This window comes from Chryseobacterium sp. AC405b, assembly GCF_979258685.1.
This window is the reverse complement of the sequence record NZ_OZ409877.1, coordinates 2,864,461-2,883,065: the sequence shown is the minus strand read 5'-3', so window position 1 is coordinate 2,883,065 and position 18,605 is coordinate 2,864,461. Positions and strand designations below refer to the sequence as shown.

The following is an 18,605-nucleotide window of genomic DNA, read 5'->3' as shown; positions in this document are numbered from 1 at the left end:
TGCATTGGTAAATTAATAAAAGCTTATATTTGAATTTATAAATTGATTGAATGAAGAAATTACTTTTGGTTTTCGTCCTTATATTTTCGCAATGGTCTTTCGCTCAGACGGCTAAAGAAATTATTGATAAAAACATCGAATTGTCCGGAGGATTAACGAGTTGGAAGCTTTTAAATTCAGTATTACTTCAGGGAAAAGTAATTTTAGGTATAAAAGATGAATATCCTATAAAAATTTATCAGCAACGCCCAAATTTGACCAAAACTGTTCTTACAATTAACGGAAAAGATACCGCAATTGAAGGTTATGACGGCAATAGAGGTTATGCAATGAATTATGCAACCAATAAACTTCAGGTATATCCTGAATATGTTTCTGAAAGTTTTGATAACGATTTTATCGATTGGGAAAATAAAGGTTTTGAGGCAAAATATCTAGGCAAAGAAAAAGTGGGAGACATCTATTGTCACAAAGTTGAACTGACAAAAAATGTGAATAAAAATTTATATTACTTTGATACCAAATCTTTTATGCTTTTAAAAGAAACCAAAAAAGATGAAACTCTGAATTATTCAGATTATAAAAAAGTAGGTAATCTGATCATGCCTTTCAGAATAGAATCTTCAAGTTCAAAAAAAGATGGTGATTACGTTATTCTTTTAAATAAAGTTGAGATTAATAAAGTATTTCCAGCCAATATTTTTAAGTTTTAGATTTTAACAAATTATAGATATTTATATTATGAAAAAGATTTTTTTAATAATGCTTTCTTTTGTTGCTTTTATCAACAGCTGTGCGCAGAAGAAAACAGAGGTGTCAAAAGCTAAAAGTAAAGAACTCATGGGAAAAACAATTTATGATTACAAAGTTGCAGCACTTGAGGAAGGTAAAGAAATTAATTTTGCCGATTTCAAAGGAAAGAAAATTCTGATCGTCAACACTGCATCAGAATGTGGTTTTACACCACAATATGCTGATCTTGAGCAGTTATCAAACGAGTACAAAGATAAACTTGTTGTTATAGGATTTCCTGCAAACAATTTTGGCGGACAAGAACCTGGATCAGATGTTGAAATCGGAGCTTTTTGTCAGAAGAATTTCGGAGTAACTTTTCCGTTAGCTTCAAAAGTTTCCGTGAAAGGTGATGATACCGCTCCAATCTTTAAGTATCTGACTGAAAAGGAATTAAACGGAGTAAAAGACACCAATATTAAATGGAATTTCACAAAGTTTCTGGTGGATGAAAACGGTAAGTTGGTTGATTCTTTTGTAAGTACAACGAAACCTACTGATGAGGCAATTACAAAATATTTGAAGTAAAAAATAGTTCTAATAATAAACAAAAAACTCCGCTTAGAAAATGTTCTAAGCGGAGTTTTTGTTTTGAATTCATAATAACTGAAGATCATTCATTGTTTTTTTCTGCAAATGCAAAAATATTCCCAAGTTTTACACTCGAATATCCATTGCTTTTAATCTTTGATGAATTGATCATTGCTTTTGCCAAAATCTCTGTAGGTAAAGGTTTCTGACTTTCAAAAAGTCCGATTTTATTCGCAAATTTGATGATTCTGCTTCCTAAAACTTCGCCTGATCTTTCAGAATCTTTTCTTTCAAGCATTCCCGGTTTAAAAATGGTGATTTTATTGAAATGCAAATTTTTGACTGCCACTTCCAATTCTCCTTTCATTTTAGAATAAAAAATTTTAGAATATGGATTGGCTCCATAAGCAGAAACTAAAATATAATCTTCTACATTATTTTCTTTTGCGGCTTTGGCAAACTGAAATTGATAATCGTAATCGACTTTTCTTTGGGCTTCTTTACTTCCGGCATCTTTTAGTGTTGTTCCCAAACATGAAAATGCGACATCACCTTTCACGTCATTTTTCCATTCTTCAGGTTTTTCAAAATTCACAACATGAGTTTTTAGTTTTTCGTTCTGAATATTTAAAGGCTTTCTTACAAAAACATCTACTTGCTCAAAATCATTATCATTCAGTAATTGTTTTACCAAATCTTTTCCTGTAGCGCCCGACGCACCAATGACCAAAGCTTTCATAAAAATCTTGATTTATGGTTGTTAAAAAATCATGAGATTTCTTTCTTAAATTTACTAAATTTAGACCAAAGTTTAAAATTAATTATTTTACTACAATAAATATTACTCATAAAATGGATGCGAACGAGATTTTAGATTACTGTTTGTCCAAAAAAGGCGTAACGGAAACTTTTCCTTTTGATAATGAAACGCTTGTGATGAAAGTTGGAACAAAAATGTTTTTATTAATGTCATTAGAAAAACAGCCTTTAACAATCGCAGTAAAAACAGATCCGGAATGGAGCGCAGAACTTCGTGAGCAATATCCGCAGATTACAGGGGCATTTCATATGAATAAAATCCACTGGAATTCTGTTTCTTTAGATGGTCTGAAAAAAGAATTAGTTCTAAAAATGATAGACCATTCTTATGATTTGGTATTTAAATCATTAACAAAAAAAGCTAAGGAGGAAGTTGAGAATTCTTAAAACTGAAATTCTTCGGTGAGTCTCTTATCCTCATCCAGTCTTTCAATCAGTTTTTCAAGACCTTCAAATTTAATTTCCTCATGCAGGAAATTTCTGAATTTTACCGTGATATTTTCATCATAAATATCTCCTTCAAAATCAAGAATATACACTTCAACGGTTAATTTTTCACCATTAACAGTTGGGTTGGTTCCGATGCTCAACATCCCTTTGTATTGTTTTTCGTTCACAAAAACTTCAACAATGTAAGCACCTTTTTTAGGTAAAAGTTTAATAGTATCGGTTTCAATATTGGCAGTAGGATAACCGATTGTTCGGCCTAATTTTTTCCCATGCACAACCGTTCCCGAAATGGAGTAAGTGTAACCCAACATTTCGTTAGCTTCAGTAATCTTTCCTGCTAAAAGAGCATTTCGAACTTTGGTAGAACTGATATTATTCTCGTGAATATTGATGGCTTCCATTTGCTCAACCTCAAAATCTAATTCTTTAGATAATTTTTGAAGCAATTCAAAATTTCCGCTTTTATTTTTTCCGAAAGAATGATCGTAGCCAATGATTAAATATTTTACATTTAATTGACCAATCAAGATCTGACGTACAAATTCTTCTCCGGTAAGATTTCTGAATTCGTCATCAAATTCTTTTACAAATAAATTATTGATGCCGTATCTTTCCATTAAAACTTTCTTTTCCTCAATGGTATTAAGAAGTTTTAAATCTTCATTGGGATTAAAAACAAATCTCGGATGCGGCCAAAAAGTAAGTATTGCTGTTTCTAAATCATTCTCAGAACCCACTTTTTTTAACTCGTTGATGATGTATTTGTGACCAAGATGTACACCGTCAAACATACCCAAAGACAATGCTAAAGGCTTTGTGGAGTAGTAATCTTTAAAATTCTTGAAGATATTCAAAACGGAAAAATTTTGACAGCAAATATAAGTATAATGTAACAATGTATCGATATAACAATCTACCAATGTTTTTAGCCGCAAAATGATTGGTAGATTGGTAAACTGTTACATTGGTAAATTATTGAAAAAGCATGATAAAAATCTTTTTTTTAGGAATTGCAGGTTTGTTAAGATTCATTATATTTGCACCAAGAAAAAATTTAGCAATGGCAAACCAAATTAAAGGAAAAATTTCTCAAATTATTGGTCCTGTAATCGACGTAGTTTTTAATAATGTGGAAGCAATTCCCAGTATTTATGATGCGTTAGAGATTATCAAAGGGAACGGTGAAAAAGTAGTCTTAGAGGTAGAACAACATATTGGTGAAGATACCGTAAGATGTATCGCAATGGATGCTACAGACGGTCTTCAAAGAGGGCAGGAAGTAATCGGATACGGAAATCCTATCATGATGCCAATTGGTGAAGCTGTAAACGGAAGACTATTCAACGTTGTTGGGGATGCTATCGACGGGCTTCAAAATATTTCTAAAGAAGGTGGTCTTCCAATTCACAGACCAGCTCCAAAATTTGATCAACTTTCAACTTCTGCAGAAGTTTTATTTACAGGTATTAAAGTAATCGACTTAGTTGAGCCTTACGCAAAAGGAGGTAAAATTGGTTTGTTCGGTGGTGCAGGTGTTGGTAAAACGGTACTGATTCAGGAGTTGATTAACAATATTGCAAAAGGACACGGTGGTCTTTCTGTTTTTGCCGGAGTAGGTGAAAGAACGAGAGAAGGAAATGACCTTTTGAGAGAGATGCTAGAATCAGGTATTATTAAATACGGTGATGATTTTATGCACTCTATGGAAAACGGTGGTTGGGATCTTTCAAAAGTTGACCTTGAGGTAATGAAAGAATCTAAAGCTGCTTTCGTTTTCGGACAAATGAATGAGCCGCCAGGAGCAAGAGCTAGAGTAGCACTATCTGGTCTTACATTAGCTGAGTACTACAGAGACGGTGGAGAAAGCGGACAAGGTAGAGACGTATTGTTCTTCGTAGACAATATCTTCCGTTTTACACAAGCTGGTTCTGAGGTATCTGCACTTCTTGGTCGTATGCCATCTGCGGTAGGTTACCAACCAACATTGGCATCAGAAATGGGTGCGATGCAGGAAAGAATTACTTCAACTAAAAATGGTTCAATTACTTCAGTACAGGCGGTTTACGTACCTGCGGATGATTTAACTGACCCGGCTCCTGCTACAACGTTTGCTCACTTAGATGCAACAACTGTACTAGATAGAAAAATTGCTTCATTAGGTATTTATCCTGCTGTAGATCCATTGGCTTCTACGTCAAGAATCTTGGCTCCGGAAATTATCGGTGAAGAACATTATAACTGTGCTCAGAGAGTAAAAGAAATTCTTCAGAGATACAAAGCTCTTCAGGATATCATTGCAATTCTTGGTATGGAAGAACTTTCTGAAGAAGATAAATCTGTAGTGTACCGTGCTAGAAAAGTTCAGAGATTCTTGTCTCAGCCTTTCCACGTTGCAGAACAGTTTACAGGTCTTAAAGGATCGTTGGTAGATATCAAAGATACCATCAAAGGATTCAATATGATTATGGATGGAGAATTAGATCACTTACCGGAAGCTGCTTTCAACCTGAAAGGAACTATCGAAGAAGCGATCGAAGCCGGACAAAAAATGTTAGCTGATAACGCTTAATTAGAAATATAGAATAAAGAAAAAAGAGAAAAGAAAATTCTTACTCTTTTTTCTTTTCTCTTTACTCTTTAATCTGAGAAAAATGAATATAAAAATTTTAACACCAGAATATGTAGTTTTTGAAGGAGAGGTAAACTCTGTATTGTTGCCTGGTAAAAATGGTGAATTCCACATCATGAAAAATCACGCAGGAATTGTTTCTTCATTGGTTGGAGGTAAGGTAAAATTGTATGCGAATTCTATTAATGAATCGTACGCAAAGAACTTTACTAAAGAAAATGAAAAAGACTCTGTTTTTTCTTATGCTATCAAAAGTGGTGTGATAGAATTTAATCACGATAAAGGAATTATCCTTTGCGAATAATTAAATGAGAAGCTAAATATATTTTCAAGAAAGTGTAACTTTGTTACACTTTTTTTATGCCTTGGAAAATCTGATTTATGCAAAAAAGTTTAATCATATTCTTTGTAGTTCTGAGCTGTATATTCAATGCCCAGATTATCAAAACAAAAAGAGGAATTGTAACTCTAGACGGAACTCACGTAGCAAAAATTTCTAATAAATCTAATGAATACACTTTTATGGATTTAAAGGAAACACCCATCTTCACTGTTGAATTTGTTGATAAAAGCGTTGTAGATTCTGTACGTGACAGTTATGTGAAAATCAATAGGATATACAATCGGGAGAAGACATTAGATGCAGATTACATATCACCGTCTGCATTTTCGGGTGATGAAAAATCTGCAGTGTACACTTGTATAAAAAGTTTGAAAATTATTGATGAAAGAGGAATCAATATCAAAAATTTAGACGAGCTTTTCAAAAATATGCCTAAACGGAAACTTGATAATAAAACTAAAGAAGCTTATACTACCCGCACAAAAATTGATAAATTAAATATAGAAGTCAATAGCGTTGGAGAAATTTTGAGTAATGGTATTCCGGTGGGATATTTTACTAATTTGCCTGTAAGCTTTGGCTCAGATGATCGAATAACCGACAAAACTTTTATCGACATTGAGATTTATGATGCTAAAAGTAAGTATATCGGAAAGTATATCACTACCACAAAACAGATAAAAACTGCTGGCGGAAAATCTTTTACATTATACAGAGAAATGTCCGGCAGAGCTTCCATTCTGAAATTTCCAACCTACAAAGCCATTGCAGAAAGAATGGCAATATTAGATCCTAATTTTATTAAAAAATAAACTTCAAATCATTTAATTCTGAATTTTTTTGCAATATTCATTTAATTTTATTTCTTTCAAATAGTAATTATTATTCTTTGAAATTTAACTTTTGGTTAAATTATTAAAGAATATTCGCCTATAGTATGACTATATTCAAATCAAAAAATTTAATATTATCTTAAAGTATTAATTAAAATAATGTAAATTAATTGAAGAAATTTTTACATAATTAATTTATTAATAAAAAATAAGTTTTATATTTTATTATGTATTCATATGTAAATTATCTATTTTATTAATAATTATTCATATTATTTGGCATATATTTTATATATTTGGTGATAATTAGTTGTTTTTTTAATAAATATCACTTTCGTAATTATATAATATTTGATGTTTTCGTTATCATTTCAAAAAATAAAAAAGTTGGAGAATATAATAGTTTGATATTCATTGTTAGATCCGCTACTAAATAATTTTTTATTCTTGATAATTATGATATTCATTTTTTATTATAAGTTTTTGTGGTGATTTTATAATTAAATATAAGCATAAATAAAAACATAAATAATGAAAAAAGCATTTTACATTTTAACTACATTTTTTACAATTAATACAATCTTTGCACAAATAGGAATCAATACTGTAACTCCGGACAACTCCTCTGTATTGGATGTAGTTTCATCTACAAAAGGCTTTTTAGCACCAAGAATTAATCTTACATCATCAACAATGGATCTGGATGGTGCAGCAGGACAGGCTGCCGGTTTATTGATTTACAATAGTGGGACGACTCTTCCTCAAGGATATTATTTCTGGAATGGATTGGAATGGAGAAATATAGATAATTCTACTTCTGTAGCTCCCGCTGTTTCCAGTATAGATTGTACGACAGCAATATTAAGTCCATCGGTGTATACCACTGGAGTGCCTTTTAATGGTATTCTGAAGATTTCATATGCTGGAGGAAATGAAGGAAACTATCCCGGAGGTAGTTCTGTTACAGTGAATGGATTAAGTTTTCAATTACAAGCAGGGAAATTATCTGCCGGAACTGGAGAACTCATATTTAATGTATCAGGAACACCTACCGTTACTTCTCCTACAACTACTACAGTACCTATCAATAGTACCACAGTACCATTTTATACGGGAAGCTGCAGTGCTGCAGTTGGAGGAGAGGATATTGCAGAAATTAAAGTTGCAGCAACTATAGGTCCGTTAAAATTAACAAGCGATCCATCAGCTGGCTATGATAGAACTCTGACTTCACCTGATGGGAAGTTTTCAGTGAGAGTAGTGATTGGCTCAGGAAGTGGCTATGATTTATCAGATTTACAGATAAGAAGTAATTCGGGTACACCAACTATTATGTGGAATGGTGCGTCTGAATATGTAACGAACGGTCAAATTGTATATGGTAATAACGGAATGACGTTTCCGGCACAAGGAGTTTGGTATGGAAACAGCGGGGGAAATGGTACAGCTATGACCGGAGGTATTACTAATGCATGGGGAGATCCTGATGTTTATTTTAATTCTCCTGAATTCAGAAGATATACTTGGACCAATACTGACCCAACAGATAAAACCATGTATTCATTAACATTTATGCTGGGAGCTTCAAATTTTGGACCTGCAAATGCAACAAACTGTCCAGGAGGCAGTTGTACTAACACAAAGGCTTTTCTGAAGATTGAGCAGATACGTGCTGCCAACTAAGCTTACAAAAAACTCAAATATAACATATAATGAATGCACAATCTAATCCTGAAATTGGAAGTATAAGTTAGTTTGTTAAATAATAAAAAAATCCCGAAATCAATTTTTTCGGGGTTTTTTTATTTTACGCTCATTTTATTATTTGGTAAGATAAACTTTTATATCTGAAGGATTCTTAAAGATATGTTTGTAAATTTTTCATCAACTGATTTCAATTAATAGACCATATGCTAATTTTTTTATCAATACAAATCATAAGCTATAATTTAGTTAAGTTATTAAATATATTAACTTTTGCCTTTGCCGAATTTTAAGCATAAAGCTTTAATCGAGTTCAGGTTACAGACTTAAAATAACCCCATTATCTTTCAACTGTTGCATTGGTTTCGAAAACCAAAATAATTCAAAATCTTCAAAACTATTTTCAAAATCTGTTTTCAATTGCTGCAATGTAATGCGTTTAGAATTTTCTAAAGTGTTTTCCTGTAAAACTTTAATCAACCATTCTGCTTTATCCTGTTCAAAATCTACTTTGATAATATTGGTTTTTAAATGGAATGTCATTCTTGTGTACGCCCAAGAGTTTTGTTTTTTTGTTTTTATGTAATTCTCAGCGATTACGTTTTTCTCCAGAAAAATAATTTTAGAATTAGGCTTAAATATGAAATTTTCTTCTTCCAGAAGCGAATCATGAATATAATATGGATGAATTGTAGTTTTAGGAATTTTAAAATCAAACCAATCCTGTAACGACAATTCAAAATTAATTCCGTGCATATAGTTGAATAAAGATTTTTTTAAACCGAAACTAAATTTATTGTGATCAATTCCGGTTTTGTCTGTAAAATCAATATCATTGTTGGCAAATAAAATTTCCTGCTTGATAGGGGTAACTCCAAATTCTTCAGGATTCAATCCCACGGGTGAATGAGCGGTCATTGCAAACTGATGCCAAAATGCACTTTGCAAAATTCCCATTTCAAAAAGCTGACGAACCATTTCTAAAGAATCTACCGTTTCCTGAATCGTCTGAGTAGGATAACCATACATCAGATACGCATGAATCATGACTCCGGCTTCTGTGAAATTTCTTGTCACCTGCGCAACCTGTTCTACAGAAATTCCTTTATCAATTAATTTTAATAATCGGTCACTCGCTACTTCAAGTCCGCCCGAAACAGCAATACAACCTGAAAGTTTTAAGAGAAAGCACAAATCTTTGGTGAAACTTTTTTCGAATCTGATATTTGTCCACCAGGTTACCACAAGATTTCTTCGCAAAATTTCCAATGCAACTTCACGCATCAAAGCAGGAGGTGCAGCTTCATCCACAAAGTGAAATCCTGTTTCTCCGGTTGTCTTGATGAGTTCTTCCATTCGGTCAACCAATATTTTGGCTGAAATAGGTTCATAAATTTTAATATAATCTAAAGAAATATCACAGAACGTACATTTCCCCCAATAGCAACCGTGTGCCATTGTCAGTTTATTCCATCTTCCGTCGCTCCACAAACTGTGCATCGGGTTGGCAATTTCAATGACCGAAATGTATTGATCTAGTTGTAAATCAGAATAATCCGGAGTTCCTACTTGTGCCTGCTTATAATCGTGTTTAGCAGTATTATTTTTATAGGTAACTTCTCCATTTTCAATTAAAAAAGTACGTTTGAATTGAGAGTTGTCGCTTGATTGAGGACGACAGACATTTTCGTAAACCAATTCAAGCGGAACTTCTCCGTCATCTAAAGTAATAAAATCAAAAAACTCAAAAACCCTTTTGTCTTTTACTTCACGAAGTTCTGTATTTGGAAAACCGCCACCCATGGCTATTTTAATGTTCGGGTAATTTTCTTTAATATATTTTGCTGATCTAAAAGCAGAATATAAATTTCCCGGAAATGGGACAGAAAAACAAACCAGTTTCGGTTGAACAAATTCGAGTTTTTCGTGCAGAATTTTTAAAGTAATATGATCTATGTAAGTTGGCTGATCATTGAGTTTAGCATATAATTCATCAAAAGAATTGGCACTTTTTCCTAATCTTTCTGCATATCTACTGAAACCAAAATCAGAATCAGTTTGTTCAACCATATAATCAGATAAATCTTCTAAATATAATGTAGCCAAGTGTTTAGCTTTGTCCTGTAAACCCATGTTTCCGAATGCAAATTCCATATCATCAAGTTGATTGAAACGGGAAGCTTCAGGAAGAAAATTCATCGAACAAATCTGTCTTGCTAAAGTTGGATTTTTATTTTGTAAAAAAAGAATAACCTGATCGACGGTTTTAATATATTCATCTCGTAAAGCGAAAATTCTTTGAGAGTTTTCAGACGTGCTTTTTAAATCTATATTTTTAGCAAAAATACTTTGGATTCCTTCTTTTGAAAATAACTGCAATATCACTTCAATCCCCAAATCGATTTGATAGCTTGATATGTTTTTGGTATTTAAAAAACCTTTAATATAAGCTGTTGCAGGATATGGCGTGTTGAGTTGCGTAAAAGGCGGAGTGATAAGAAGAAGATCTTTCAAAAGATATTTTTTGCAAATTTAAGAGTTTAAGCCCAAAAGCAAGAAAAGTTTTTATATGATTTAATAAAATATATTTTTTTGAATAATAATATTCTAAACTAGTTTGTCATTCCGCAGGAATCTCAACAATGAAAATCAAAACTTAGATTCCTACGGAATGACAAATATATCGTTGAGAAGATTGTGCAAATAGAAAATAAGTTTCTACTCTTATTCTTCTGATAAAAAACTAAAAAAACCGCTAGATAATTCTAACGGTTATAATTATATTTAAATAAAAATCAAATTACATTTGTTTGTACTCGATATTCATTTGTTTTTCCATTTCTGTATAAGCTCCAGATTTTAATTTTTCTTTGATGCCATCAAAAGCAGCTAAAGTTTCATTAATTTCTGAATCTGTGTGCGAAGCGGTAGGAATTAATCTCAGCAAAATCATTCCTTTTGGAATTACAGGATATACCACCACTGATGTAAATACACCATAATTTTCTCTTAAATCTTTAGCTAAAAGTGTTGCTTCAATTGTTGTTCCCTGTATGAAAACCGGTGTCACACAAGTATTCGTGTTACCAAGATTAAAACCTCTTTCTTTCAATCCGTTTTGAAGTTTGTACACATTTTCCCATAATTTATCTTTAATTTCGGGACGTGTTCTTAGCAATTCCAATCTTTTCAGACCTCCGATTACCATTGGCATCGTTAGAGATTTAGCGAAAATCTGAGAACGAAGATTGTATTTTAAAAATCTGATGATCGTTGCATCTCCCGAAAGAAAAGCTCCGAAACCAGCCATTGATTTAGCAAAAGTTGAGAAATAAACATCAATCTGATCCTGACATCCTTGTTCTTCTCCAGCTCCAGCTCCGGTTTTACCCAAAGTTCCGAAACCATGTGCGTCATCCACTAAAAGTCTGAAATTGAATTTAGATTTTAAATCACAAATTTCTTTTAGTTTACCCTGCATTCCTCTCATTCCGAAAACACCTTCGGTAATCACTAAGATTCCGCCGCCGTTTTCTTCAGCAACTTTAGTTGCTCTGGCAAGGTTTTTTTCTAAACTCTCAATGTCATTATGCTTGAAGGTAAAACTTTTCCCCATATGAAGACGAACACCATCTACGATACAGGCGTGAGAATCTGCATCATAAACAATAACATCGTGTCTTGTAACCAACGCATCGATACAAGAAACCATTCCCTGATAACCGAAATTTAGAAGATAAGCAGCATCTTTTTGTGTAAATTCTGCCAATTCTTTTTCCAATTGCTGGTGTTGCTGAGTTTCTCCGGACATTGCTCTTGCACCCATCGGATAGAACATTCCGAATTCTGCAGCAGCTTTTGCATCAGCTTCCAAAACTTCAGGATGATTACACAATCCCAAATAGTCGTTTGCGCTCCAGAAAATGACATCTTTACCTTGAAATTTCATTCTAGGACCGATTCGGACCTTCCAATTTTGGAAATACAAAATATCCCTCTGCATAATCAGCAAACTGACCTAATGGTCCAGGATTTTGTTTTATTCTTTCAAAAATATCTACCATTGTATTGAGTAAGTTTTATGTAAAAAAGCCTTTTGTATTGTACAAAAAGGCTTGATCTGTTTGATATATTTTTTTTATTTGATGTATTCCGTTTTGAATACTTCATCATAGTTGTGTACACAATTGTTGATGAAACCTTGTTCAGCCATCCACTGATCACTGTAAACCTTAGTGATATAACGTGATCCGTGATCCGGATAGATCATCACAACGAAATCATTTTCTGTTAAGTCATGAGATTGTGCATATTGAATTAATCCCTGAGTAACAGCTCCGGTTGTATAACCACCCATGATGGCTTCTTTTAAAGCAATCTCACGGGTTCTGTATGCAGACATTTCGTCGTTTACTCTCACAAATTCATCCACTTTATCAAAAAGAAGGGCAGAAGGAATTAAATTTTTTCCCATTCCTTCAATTTGGTAAGGATGTACATCTTCTTTATGAATTTCTCCGGTTTCGTGGTAACTTTTCAAAATAGATCCGTCAGCATCTACACCAATGATTTTAATATTTGGATTTTTCTCTTTTAGAAATTTTGCAGAACCGGATAATGTTCCGCCAGTTCCTGTACATGCAAAAAGATGAGTAATTTTACCTTCTGTCTGTTCCCATATTTCGGGACCAGTTGTCTGGTAATGAGCATCAATATTCAATTCGTTAAAATATTGATTGATATATACAGAATTGGGGGTTTCGGCAGCAACTCTTTTTGCTACTTCATAATATGATCTCGGGTCATTCGCAGGTACATTCGCAGGACATATATATACTGTTGCACCAAGAGCTTTCAGATAAGCAATTTTTTCAGCTTTTGTTTTGTCACTTACCGCAAGAATACATTTGTATCCTTTAATGATGCAAACCATGGCAAGTGAAAAACCTGTATTTCCGGAAGTAGTTTCTACTATTACAGAATCTTCCTTTAATAAACCTTTTTTCTCAGCGCTTTCAATAATATGAAGTGCGATTCTATCTTTTGTGGAATGTCCAGGATTATATGATTCTAACTTGGCATAAACTTTTGCAGGAATTTCTTTAGTTACTGTATTTAGTTTTACTAAAGGGGTGTTCCCAATCAAGCCAAGAATATTATCGTAAACATTACTCATTATTTGTTATTTTTCAAATAAAAATCTGACCGCAAAAATACAAAAAAATAAATAATTTTTAAACTTTTAAGAAATTATAAGTCCTGAAAGTAGAATTATCTGTTTTAAGCGTTTCATAAACAGCCGCAAAACGTTCACAAAAAGCAAGCCAATCTTTTAAATTTTGTTAAAATCAAAATAAAATGAAGTAAAAACCTTATTTTCGCACCAATTGATTTTATACTATGAAAAACTGGACTTTTAGGCAATGGAACACTCTTATCGGATGGGTGGTTTTCGTCATTGCATTTTTCACGTACTTATCAACGATAGAACCCAACTTTAGTTTCTGGGATTGTGGTGAGTACATTTCTTCAGCAGTAAAATTAGAAGTAACACACGCACCGGGAGCAGCTCTTTTTCAGATTGTGGGTGCTGTTGCTGCAATGTTTGCTTTTGGAAATGGTGAAAATTATTCTGTGGTAATTAACGGAATGTCTGCATTATTCAGTGCATTGACGATTCTGTTTTTATTCTGGACGATTACTCATTTTGTGAGAAGACTTCTGAACAAAGATTTTGAAGAAGTTACAAAACATCAGGAAATTGCCATTCTGTTTGCCGGAGTAATAGGATCTCTATGTTTTACCTGGTCAGATACTTTTTGGTTTTCAGCGGTAGAAGGAGAGGTTTATTCTATGGCGTCTTTGTTTATTGCAATTTTGGTTTGGCTGATTACCAAATGGGAAAACGAATATAAAGAATCTGATAATGAACGATGGATTATTTTAATCTTCTTTATTGTCGGTCTTTCTGTGGGTGTTCACATGATGTGTATGTTGGCAATTCCGGCAGTTTGCTTAGTATATTATTCAAGAAACTATGAATTTACGTGGAAGAATTTCCTGTGGGCAAATGCCATCACATTAGGAATTTTAATTCTTGTTTTCAAAATTATTTTCCCGGTAATCATGTCATTATTCGGAAAACTTGAAATATTCTTTGTGAATGGAGTAGGTCTTCCATTCCATTCAGGAACAATTGCTGGTTTCGTTATTTTGATTGCGATTTGCTATTTCATTTTAAAATATGCGAGACAGGCGAAGAAAAATATTTATCAGACGATTGCTTTGTCGGTTGTGTATATGATGATCGGTTTCTCTTGCTGGATGGTAATTCCGATAAGAGCGAATGCCAATCCACCAATGAACTTAAATGATCCTGATACTGCGATTGGTATGCTTGATTATTACAACAGAGAACAGTACGGTGACTGGCCTACAATCTATGGTCAAAACTATACTGCTTTCCTGGATAACAGTGGAATTCAGAAAAATGAGGACGGAAGTTTTAAAACAGATAAAACTGGAGAAGTTTACGAAAAAGATGAGAAAACAGGTACGTATTTAAAGACAAGTGACCGTTTTAATTATGTTTTCAGCAAGGATCATGTAAGTTTGATGCCGAGAATGTTTAGCGAAGACAAAGACGTAATGGCAAATTATGTCTCAATGTACGGAGCTCCGGATTTTCAGTTTAATTATGCAAACGAAGAGATTGCAGATGATCCTCAGGCTAAAGAAATTTTTGACGAACTGAGAGGTAAATATGAAGACGGAAGCATTACCGCAGCTGACTATTTAAAGGTAAAACCTTATGAATTAATTACCGTTCAGAGACCCTCATTGGCTCAGAATATGGATTATTTTATCACATTCCAGAATGGGTATTATTTCCTTAGATATTTGATGTGGAATTTTGTAGGAAGACAGAATGATCTTGAAGGACATAATGAAAACACCAACGGAAACTGGATTTCTGGGATTTCATTTATTGATAATATGATCTTAGGAAGCCAAGATGCGCTACCTGCGAAATTTAACAATGAAAGTACGGTAGCATTTTTCTTCCTGCCTTTATTATTAGGAATTGCAGGATGTTACTTCCAGTTTATGAGAGATTTTGGAAGGTTTTACGCCATTTTATCTTTGTTTGTACTCACGAGTGTCGGAATTGTTTTCTACACCGGAATGAAACCTTATGAGCCACGAGAAAGAGATTATGCATTGGTGGGATCTTTCTATGCTTTTGCCATTTGGATAGGTCTCGGAGCCGGAGCAATTCTTTGGTATTTGCAGTCTAAAGTAAAATCAAACGCTGCCAATATTGGCTTTGGAGTTATTTTAATGGCTATCCCTTTGATGATGGGCTTCCAGAATTATAATGTTCATGACAGAAGCGGAAGATATACGGCTTATGATTATTCATATTCAATGCTGAAATCTTTACCAAAAAATGATATTCTTTTTGTGTATGGTGATAATGACACGTATCCGGTTTGGGCAATGCAGGAGACCGAAAGATTCCGTGATGATGTGAAAGTTGTGAACTTTACCCTTCTTTCAACACCTTGGAATATCGATCAGGTAAAAAGAAAAACCTACAATGCCAATGCAATTCCAAGTCAGTTGACGCACGAGGATTACAGAGACGGTGTGAACGATCAGATTTATCTGATGAAAAAAGATGACTGGAAAAATGTTTTATCCAATCTTAAAGAATCAGGAATGCCTGATAATTTATTGAAACCTTTTGAAAAATATGTAGTTCAGGATTCAATGACTTTAAAGGAAGCGATGAATTTTCTTAAAATAAAATCTCCTGCAAAAGATGAAGTTTTGAAAATGATCTTCGGTGAAGAACGTTTTGAGAAATACAATTTCCTTCCAGTAAACAAATTTATTTTGCCGGTCAATAAGCAAAACGCTTTAAAATCAGGAATCATTAACGCTTCAGATATTTCAAATACAGTTGATCAAATTACGATCAATTATAAATCGGGAACTTTATACAAAAATAACCTGATGATGTTTGATATTTTGGCAAATTTCGACTGGAAACGTCCGATAAACTTCTCCTCAGGCGGCGTTTATGACAGTGAAAATATTTTCTTTTTAGATGAGTATCTTCAGTTTGACGGATTCAGTTACAGATTGGTTCCGATTCGTACGCCAAGAAGCAGTGACGGAGAAATGGGCAGAGTAGATGCAAACTCTTTATATAATGTGGTTAAAAATTTCAAATGGGGTAATTTTAAAGACCTGAATGTTCATTTTGATGAAACGGCTACTTCAAATATTATCAGTTACAGAGGTTCGGCTAGCAGAGCGGCAGCAGCACTAGCTTTATCCGGACAGAAAGCAAAAGCTTTAGAAATATTAGATTTAGCGGCTAAAGAAATCCCTGCAGAAAAGTACAATGATCCACGTTCTTTAAGTTCGATGGTTTACGGTTACATCGTTGCCGGACAGGAGCAAAAAGCTTTACAGTTAGCCGAAATATTAAAGAAAGGTATCTTCGAAGAATATGATTATTATTTAAGCCTGACCAAGTCTGAACAAGCATTTGCAGGAAGACAGATGAGATCAAAACCTATGGAATATTCTCTTGTGGTAACTGCCGTTACAGATGCTTACAAAAAAATAGGGCAAAACGAAAAAGCTTACGCATATCTGGTGAAATCTATTGAGCCAATTGATAAGAAGTTCAATGCTTTTGTGAAAGATCTTCAGCAAATGGGCAAAGAGAAAGCGATGAAAGAATCTGAAAAAGTACAGAACATTACGCCTTTCTATCAGTATTTATTTGATGTTATGGAACCATTTGATTCTACCTATTCGAAAGAAAAAGAAGATCAGATAACTTCAGCAATCATAAAGGCAACACAGTAAAAAATCATTTTTTTATACTTTAAAACGGAACTTCGGTTCCGTTTTTTTTATTGTTGATATTCAAGAATAATAGGATTATATTTGTGCATCAAAAAAACGCGATGTCCGGAAATACCAGTAAGAATCTTCCCCTGTATGCTGTAATTTTTACAGTAATTGCAAAACTTTATTTTCTCTTGACGCACCACATTCAAGAAGACGCATTTATCACATGGCGGGTTGCCCAAAATTTATTGGATTATGGTGTGATTGGTTTCAATGGTGAAACAAAAATTTCAGCTTCTACAACGCATTTGTACGTTTTTGTTTCTTATTTTTTTAATTTGATTTTCGGAAAAGAAAACTTCATAGAACCGCTTTTGATTCTCAATACGATTCTTTTTACAATAGGAAGTTTATTTCTTTCTCATTTATTATTGAAAACTCCTTGGCATAAAGCAATTTTTATCTTTCTGTTCGCACTTTTACCCCCTTCCATCAAAATTTCAATTCTCGGAATGGAGTACGGAATTCTATTTTTCCTCGAAATGTCTTTACTGTACTATGGTTTTAAAAAAGAGAAAAAATGGGCACTGATTGTATTTCCTGTCTTAATTTTATTCACGAGAATTGACACCGTAATTTTTCTGGGCATTGTTTTTTTAGTCGATACTTTTTGGAATAAAAAAATAAAATGGAATTATGTTTTAGGTGGAATGTTAGGAGTTTCTGCTGCATTAGCTTTCAACTGGTTTTACTTTGGTGAAATTGTAAATAATACGATTGTTGCTAAAAAGTTAGCGTACGATAGGGTGTACACTTTACAACAGGATTTCGAATATTTCAGATTAAATTACGGAAACTTTTGGGGAATGCTGAAACTTCCCGGTGACTTCAATCCGGTGACTATTGTGATGGTGATTTTTGAATTATTGTGTTTCATTTACTTAATCAGACAAAGAGAAAAAAGAAATTATTTTTTGTGGATTATTTTCCTGTTTGCTTGGGCTAAACAAATTATTTTTCTTTCACAAAAAAGTCTTTTCGACTGGTATTACTGGGTTCCGCAGATTCTGCTTTTCGTTCCGATTTTAATATTTGTTTTAGAACAAAAACTAAAAAGAAACTGGTGGCTTTCAGCATTGATTGTATTCTATATTTTACCCATGCTGGCTTTCCAAACGATACATTCTGTCGCAACCGGAAACGGTGAATGGAATTACAGAAGATCGATAGGAATATTTTTAAACAACTATGAAAAAGACAAAAAACAATGGATTCTTCTTGAACCAGCGGGCTATGTTCCTTATTTTTCAGGGTTAAAAACCATTGATGAAGTTGGGTTGGTTGACAAACAAATTCAGGAAGAAATCAAAAAAGACAAACAGAATTATTGGCTGAATACCGCTAAAAAAAGAAAACCAAAATATCTTTTATCCTATAAAAGTTTATTTGAAGGAAAAGACGGTCTTTACTACAAAACTCATTACAAATTGTTGAATGAATTCAGAATAAAAAATCACTTGCAAAGTGATCATAAAATTCTGGAGAAAATCTATAAACTGAAACCTTCGGGTACTGATTATAATTTATATGAAAAGATTAAAGATTAAAGATTAAAGATTAAAGATTAAAGATT

The 18,605-nt window shown here is 33.3% G+C and carries 13 protein-coding genes and 1 pseudogene; 9 read left to right on the top strand and 5 right to left on the bottom strand.

Annotated elements, in window-relative coordinates:
• Window positions 1–50: 50 nt before the first annotated feature.
• Together ACZZZA_RS13815 and ACZZZA_RS13810 are read left to right on the top strand one after the other, a co-directional pair.
• Complete coding sequence (locus ACZZZA_RS13815) at window positions 51–713, top strand: histidine kinase (RefSeq protein ID WP_463432681.1); 663 nt, start codon at window positions 51–53, stop codon at window positions 711–713.
• Window positions 714–741: 28 nt separating this feature from the next.
• A complete protein-coding gene (locus ACZZZA_RS13810; protein WP_463432679.1) occupies window positions 742–1,320 on the top strand; it encodes a glutathione peroxidase in 579 nt (192 codons plus the stop codon).
• A gap of 85 nt (window positions 1,321–1,405) precedes the next feature.
• Here the strand turns inward: ACZZZA_RS13810 and ACZZZA_RS13805 are convergent, their stop codons facing one another.
• A complete protein-coding gene (locus ACZZZA_RS13805; protein ID WP_463432677.1) occupies window positions 1,406–2,062 on the bottom strand; it encodes an NAD(P)H-binding protein in 657 nt (218 codons plus the stop codon).
• A gap of 113 nt (window positions 2,063–2,175) precedes the next feature.
• Between ACZZZA_RS13805 and ACZZZA_RS13800 the strand changes: the two genes are divergently transcribed.
• Window positions 2,176–2,529, top strand: a complete 354-nt coding sequence (locus ACZZZA_RS13800) for an MmcQ/YjbR family DNA-binding protein (RefSeq protein ID WP_463432675.1) — start codon at window positions 2,176–2,178, stop codon at window positions 2,527–2,529.
• On the opposite strand, the gene ACZZZA_RS13795 is transcribed toward ACZZZA_RS13800, so the two are convergent.
• A complete protein-coding gene (locus ACZZZA_RS13795) occupies window positions 2,526–3,446 on the bottom strand; it encodes a bifunctional riboflavin kinase/FAD synthetase (RefSeq protein ID WP_463432673.1) in 921 nt (306 codons plus the stop codon). The two genes, ACZZZA_RS13800 and ACZZZA_RS13795, sit on opposite strands and share 4 nt — an antisense overlap.
• Window positions 3,447–3,652: 206 nt before the next feature.
• On the opposite strand from ACZZZA_RS13795, the gene atpD reads away from it, so the two are divergent.
• The 4 genes from atpD to ACZZZA_RS13775 all read left to right on the top strand — a co-directional run bounded on the left by atpD (window position 3,653) and on the right by ACZZZA_RS13775 (window position 8,080).
• A complete protein-coding gene (atpD, locus tag ACZZZA_RS13790; protein ID WP_242802110.1) occupies window positions 3,653–5,161 on the top strand; it encodes a F0F1 ATP synthase subunit beta in 1,509 nt (502 codons plus the stop codon).
• Between the two features lie 82 nt (window positions 5,162–5,243).
• Window positions 5,244–5,525 (top strand): FoF1 ATP synthase subunit delta/epsilon, encoded by a 282-nt coding sequence (locus ACZZZA_RS13785; protein ID WP_463432671.1) that lies wholly within the window; start codon window positions 5,244–5,246, stop codon window positions 5,523–5,525.
• Window positions 5,526–5,602: 77 nt separating this feature from the next.
• Entirely contained in the window at window positions 5,603–6,376 is a 774-nt protein-coding gene (locus ACZZZA_RS13780) for a hypothetical protein (RefSeq protein WP_463432669.1), read from the top strand.
• Between the two features lie 552 nt (window positions 6,377–6,928).
• The gene (locus ACZZZA_RS13775; RefSeq protein ID WP_463432668.1) at window positions 6,929–8,080 is read left to right on the top strand and encodes a hypothetical protein; all 1,152 of its coding nucleotides are present in this window, start codon (window positions 6,929–6,931) and stop codon (window positions 8,078–8,080) included.
• A 339-nt stretch (window positions 8,081–8,419) separates the two neighbouring features.
• Here the strand turns inward: ACZZZA_RS13775 and ACZZZA_RS13770 are convergent, their stop codons facing one another.
• From ACZZZA_RS13770 to ACZZZA_RS13760, 3 genes and pseudogenes are all read right to left on the bottom strand, one after another.
• Window positions 8,420–10,615, bottom strand: a complete 2,196-nt coding sequence (locus tag ACZZZA_RS13770; RefSeq protein WP_463432666.1) for a B12-binding domain-containing radical SAM protein — start codon at window positions 10,613–10,615, stop codon at window positions 8,420–8,422.
• A gap of 286 nt (window positions 10,616–10,901) precedes the next feature.
• Window positions 10,902–12,165: pseudogene (locus ACZZZA_RS13765) on the bottom strand (aminotransferase class I/II-fold pyridoxal phosphate-dependent enzyme).
• Window positions 12,166–12,239: 74 nt separating this feature from the next.
• Window positions 12,240–13,277: a PLP-dependent cysteine synthase family protein gene (locus ACZZZA_RS13760; protein ID WP_463432664.1), complete on the bottom strand. Its 1,038-nt coding sequence runs from the start codon at window positions 13,275–13,277 to the stop codon at window positions 12,240–12,242.
• 224 nt (window positions 13,278–13,501) lie between these two features.
• Here ACZZZA_RS13760 and ACZZZA_RS13755 point away from each other — a divergent pair, with 224 nt between their 5' ends.
• Both ACZZZA_RS13755 and ACZZZA_RS13750 read left to right on the top strand, forming a co-directional pair.
• On the top strand, window positions 13,502–16,987 hold the full coding sequence (locus ACZZZA_RS13755; protein ID WP_463432662.1) for a glycosyltransferase family 117 protein: 3,486 nt from the start codon (window positions 13,502–13,504) through the stop codon (window positions 16,985–16,987).
• Between the two features lie 101 nt (window positions 16,988–17,088).
• The gene (locus ACZZZA_RS13750; RefSeq protein ID WP_463432660.1) at window positions 17,089–18,579 is read left to right on the top strand and encodes a hypothetical protein; all 1,491 of its coding nucleotides are present in this window, start codon (window positions 17,089–17,091) and stop codon (window positions 18,577–18,579) included.
• Window positions 18,580–18,605: the final 26 nt, after the last annotated feature.

Bases quoted from the DNA above. Each gene is read 5' to 3' on its own strand.
- ACZZZA_RS13815 (WP_463432681.1), top strand. From the start codon at position 51: ATGAAGAAATTACTTTTGGTTTTCGTCCTTATATTTTCGCAATGGTCT.
- ACZZZA_RS13810 (WP_463432679.1), top strand. From the start codon at position 742: ATGAAAAAGATTTTTTTAATAATGCTTTCTTTTGTTGCTTTTATCAAC.
- ACZZZA_RS13805 (WP_463432677.1), bottom strand. From the start codon at position 2,062: ATGAAAGCTTTGGTCATTGGTGCGTCGGGCGCTACAGGAAAAGATTTG.
- ACZZZA_RS13800 (WP_463432675.1), top strand. From the start codon at position 2,176: ATGGATGCGAACGAGATTTTAGATTACTGTTTGTCCAAAAAAGGCGTA.
- atpD (WP_242802110.1), top strand. From the start codon at position 3,653: ATGGCAAACCAAATTAAAGGAAAAATTTCTCAAATTATTGGTCCTGTA.
- ACZZZA_RS13785 (WP_463432671.1), top strand. From the start codon at position 5,244: ATGAATATAAAAATTTTAACACCAGAATATGTAGTTTTTGAAGGAGAG.
- ACZZZA_RS13780 (WP_463432669.1), top strand. From the start codon at position 5,603: ATGCAAAAAAGTTTAATCATATTCTTTGTAGTTCTGAGCTGTATATTC.
- ACZZZA_RS13775 (WP_463432668.1), top strand. From the start codon at position 6,929: ATGAAAAAAGCATTTTACATTTTAACTACATTTTTTACAATTAATACA.
- ACZZZA_RS13760 (WP_463432664.1), bottom strand. From the start codon at position 13,277: ATGAGTAATGTTTACGATAATATTCTTGGCTTGATTGGGAACACCCCT.
- ACZZZA_RS13755 (WP_463432662.1), top strand. From the start codon at position 13,502: ATGAAAAACTGGACTTTTAGGCAATGGAACACTCTTATCGGATGGGTG.
- ACZZZA_RS13750 (WP_463432660.1), top strand. From the start codon at position 17,089: ATGTCCGGAAATACCAGTAAGAATCTTCCCCTGTATGCTGTAATTTTT.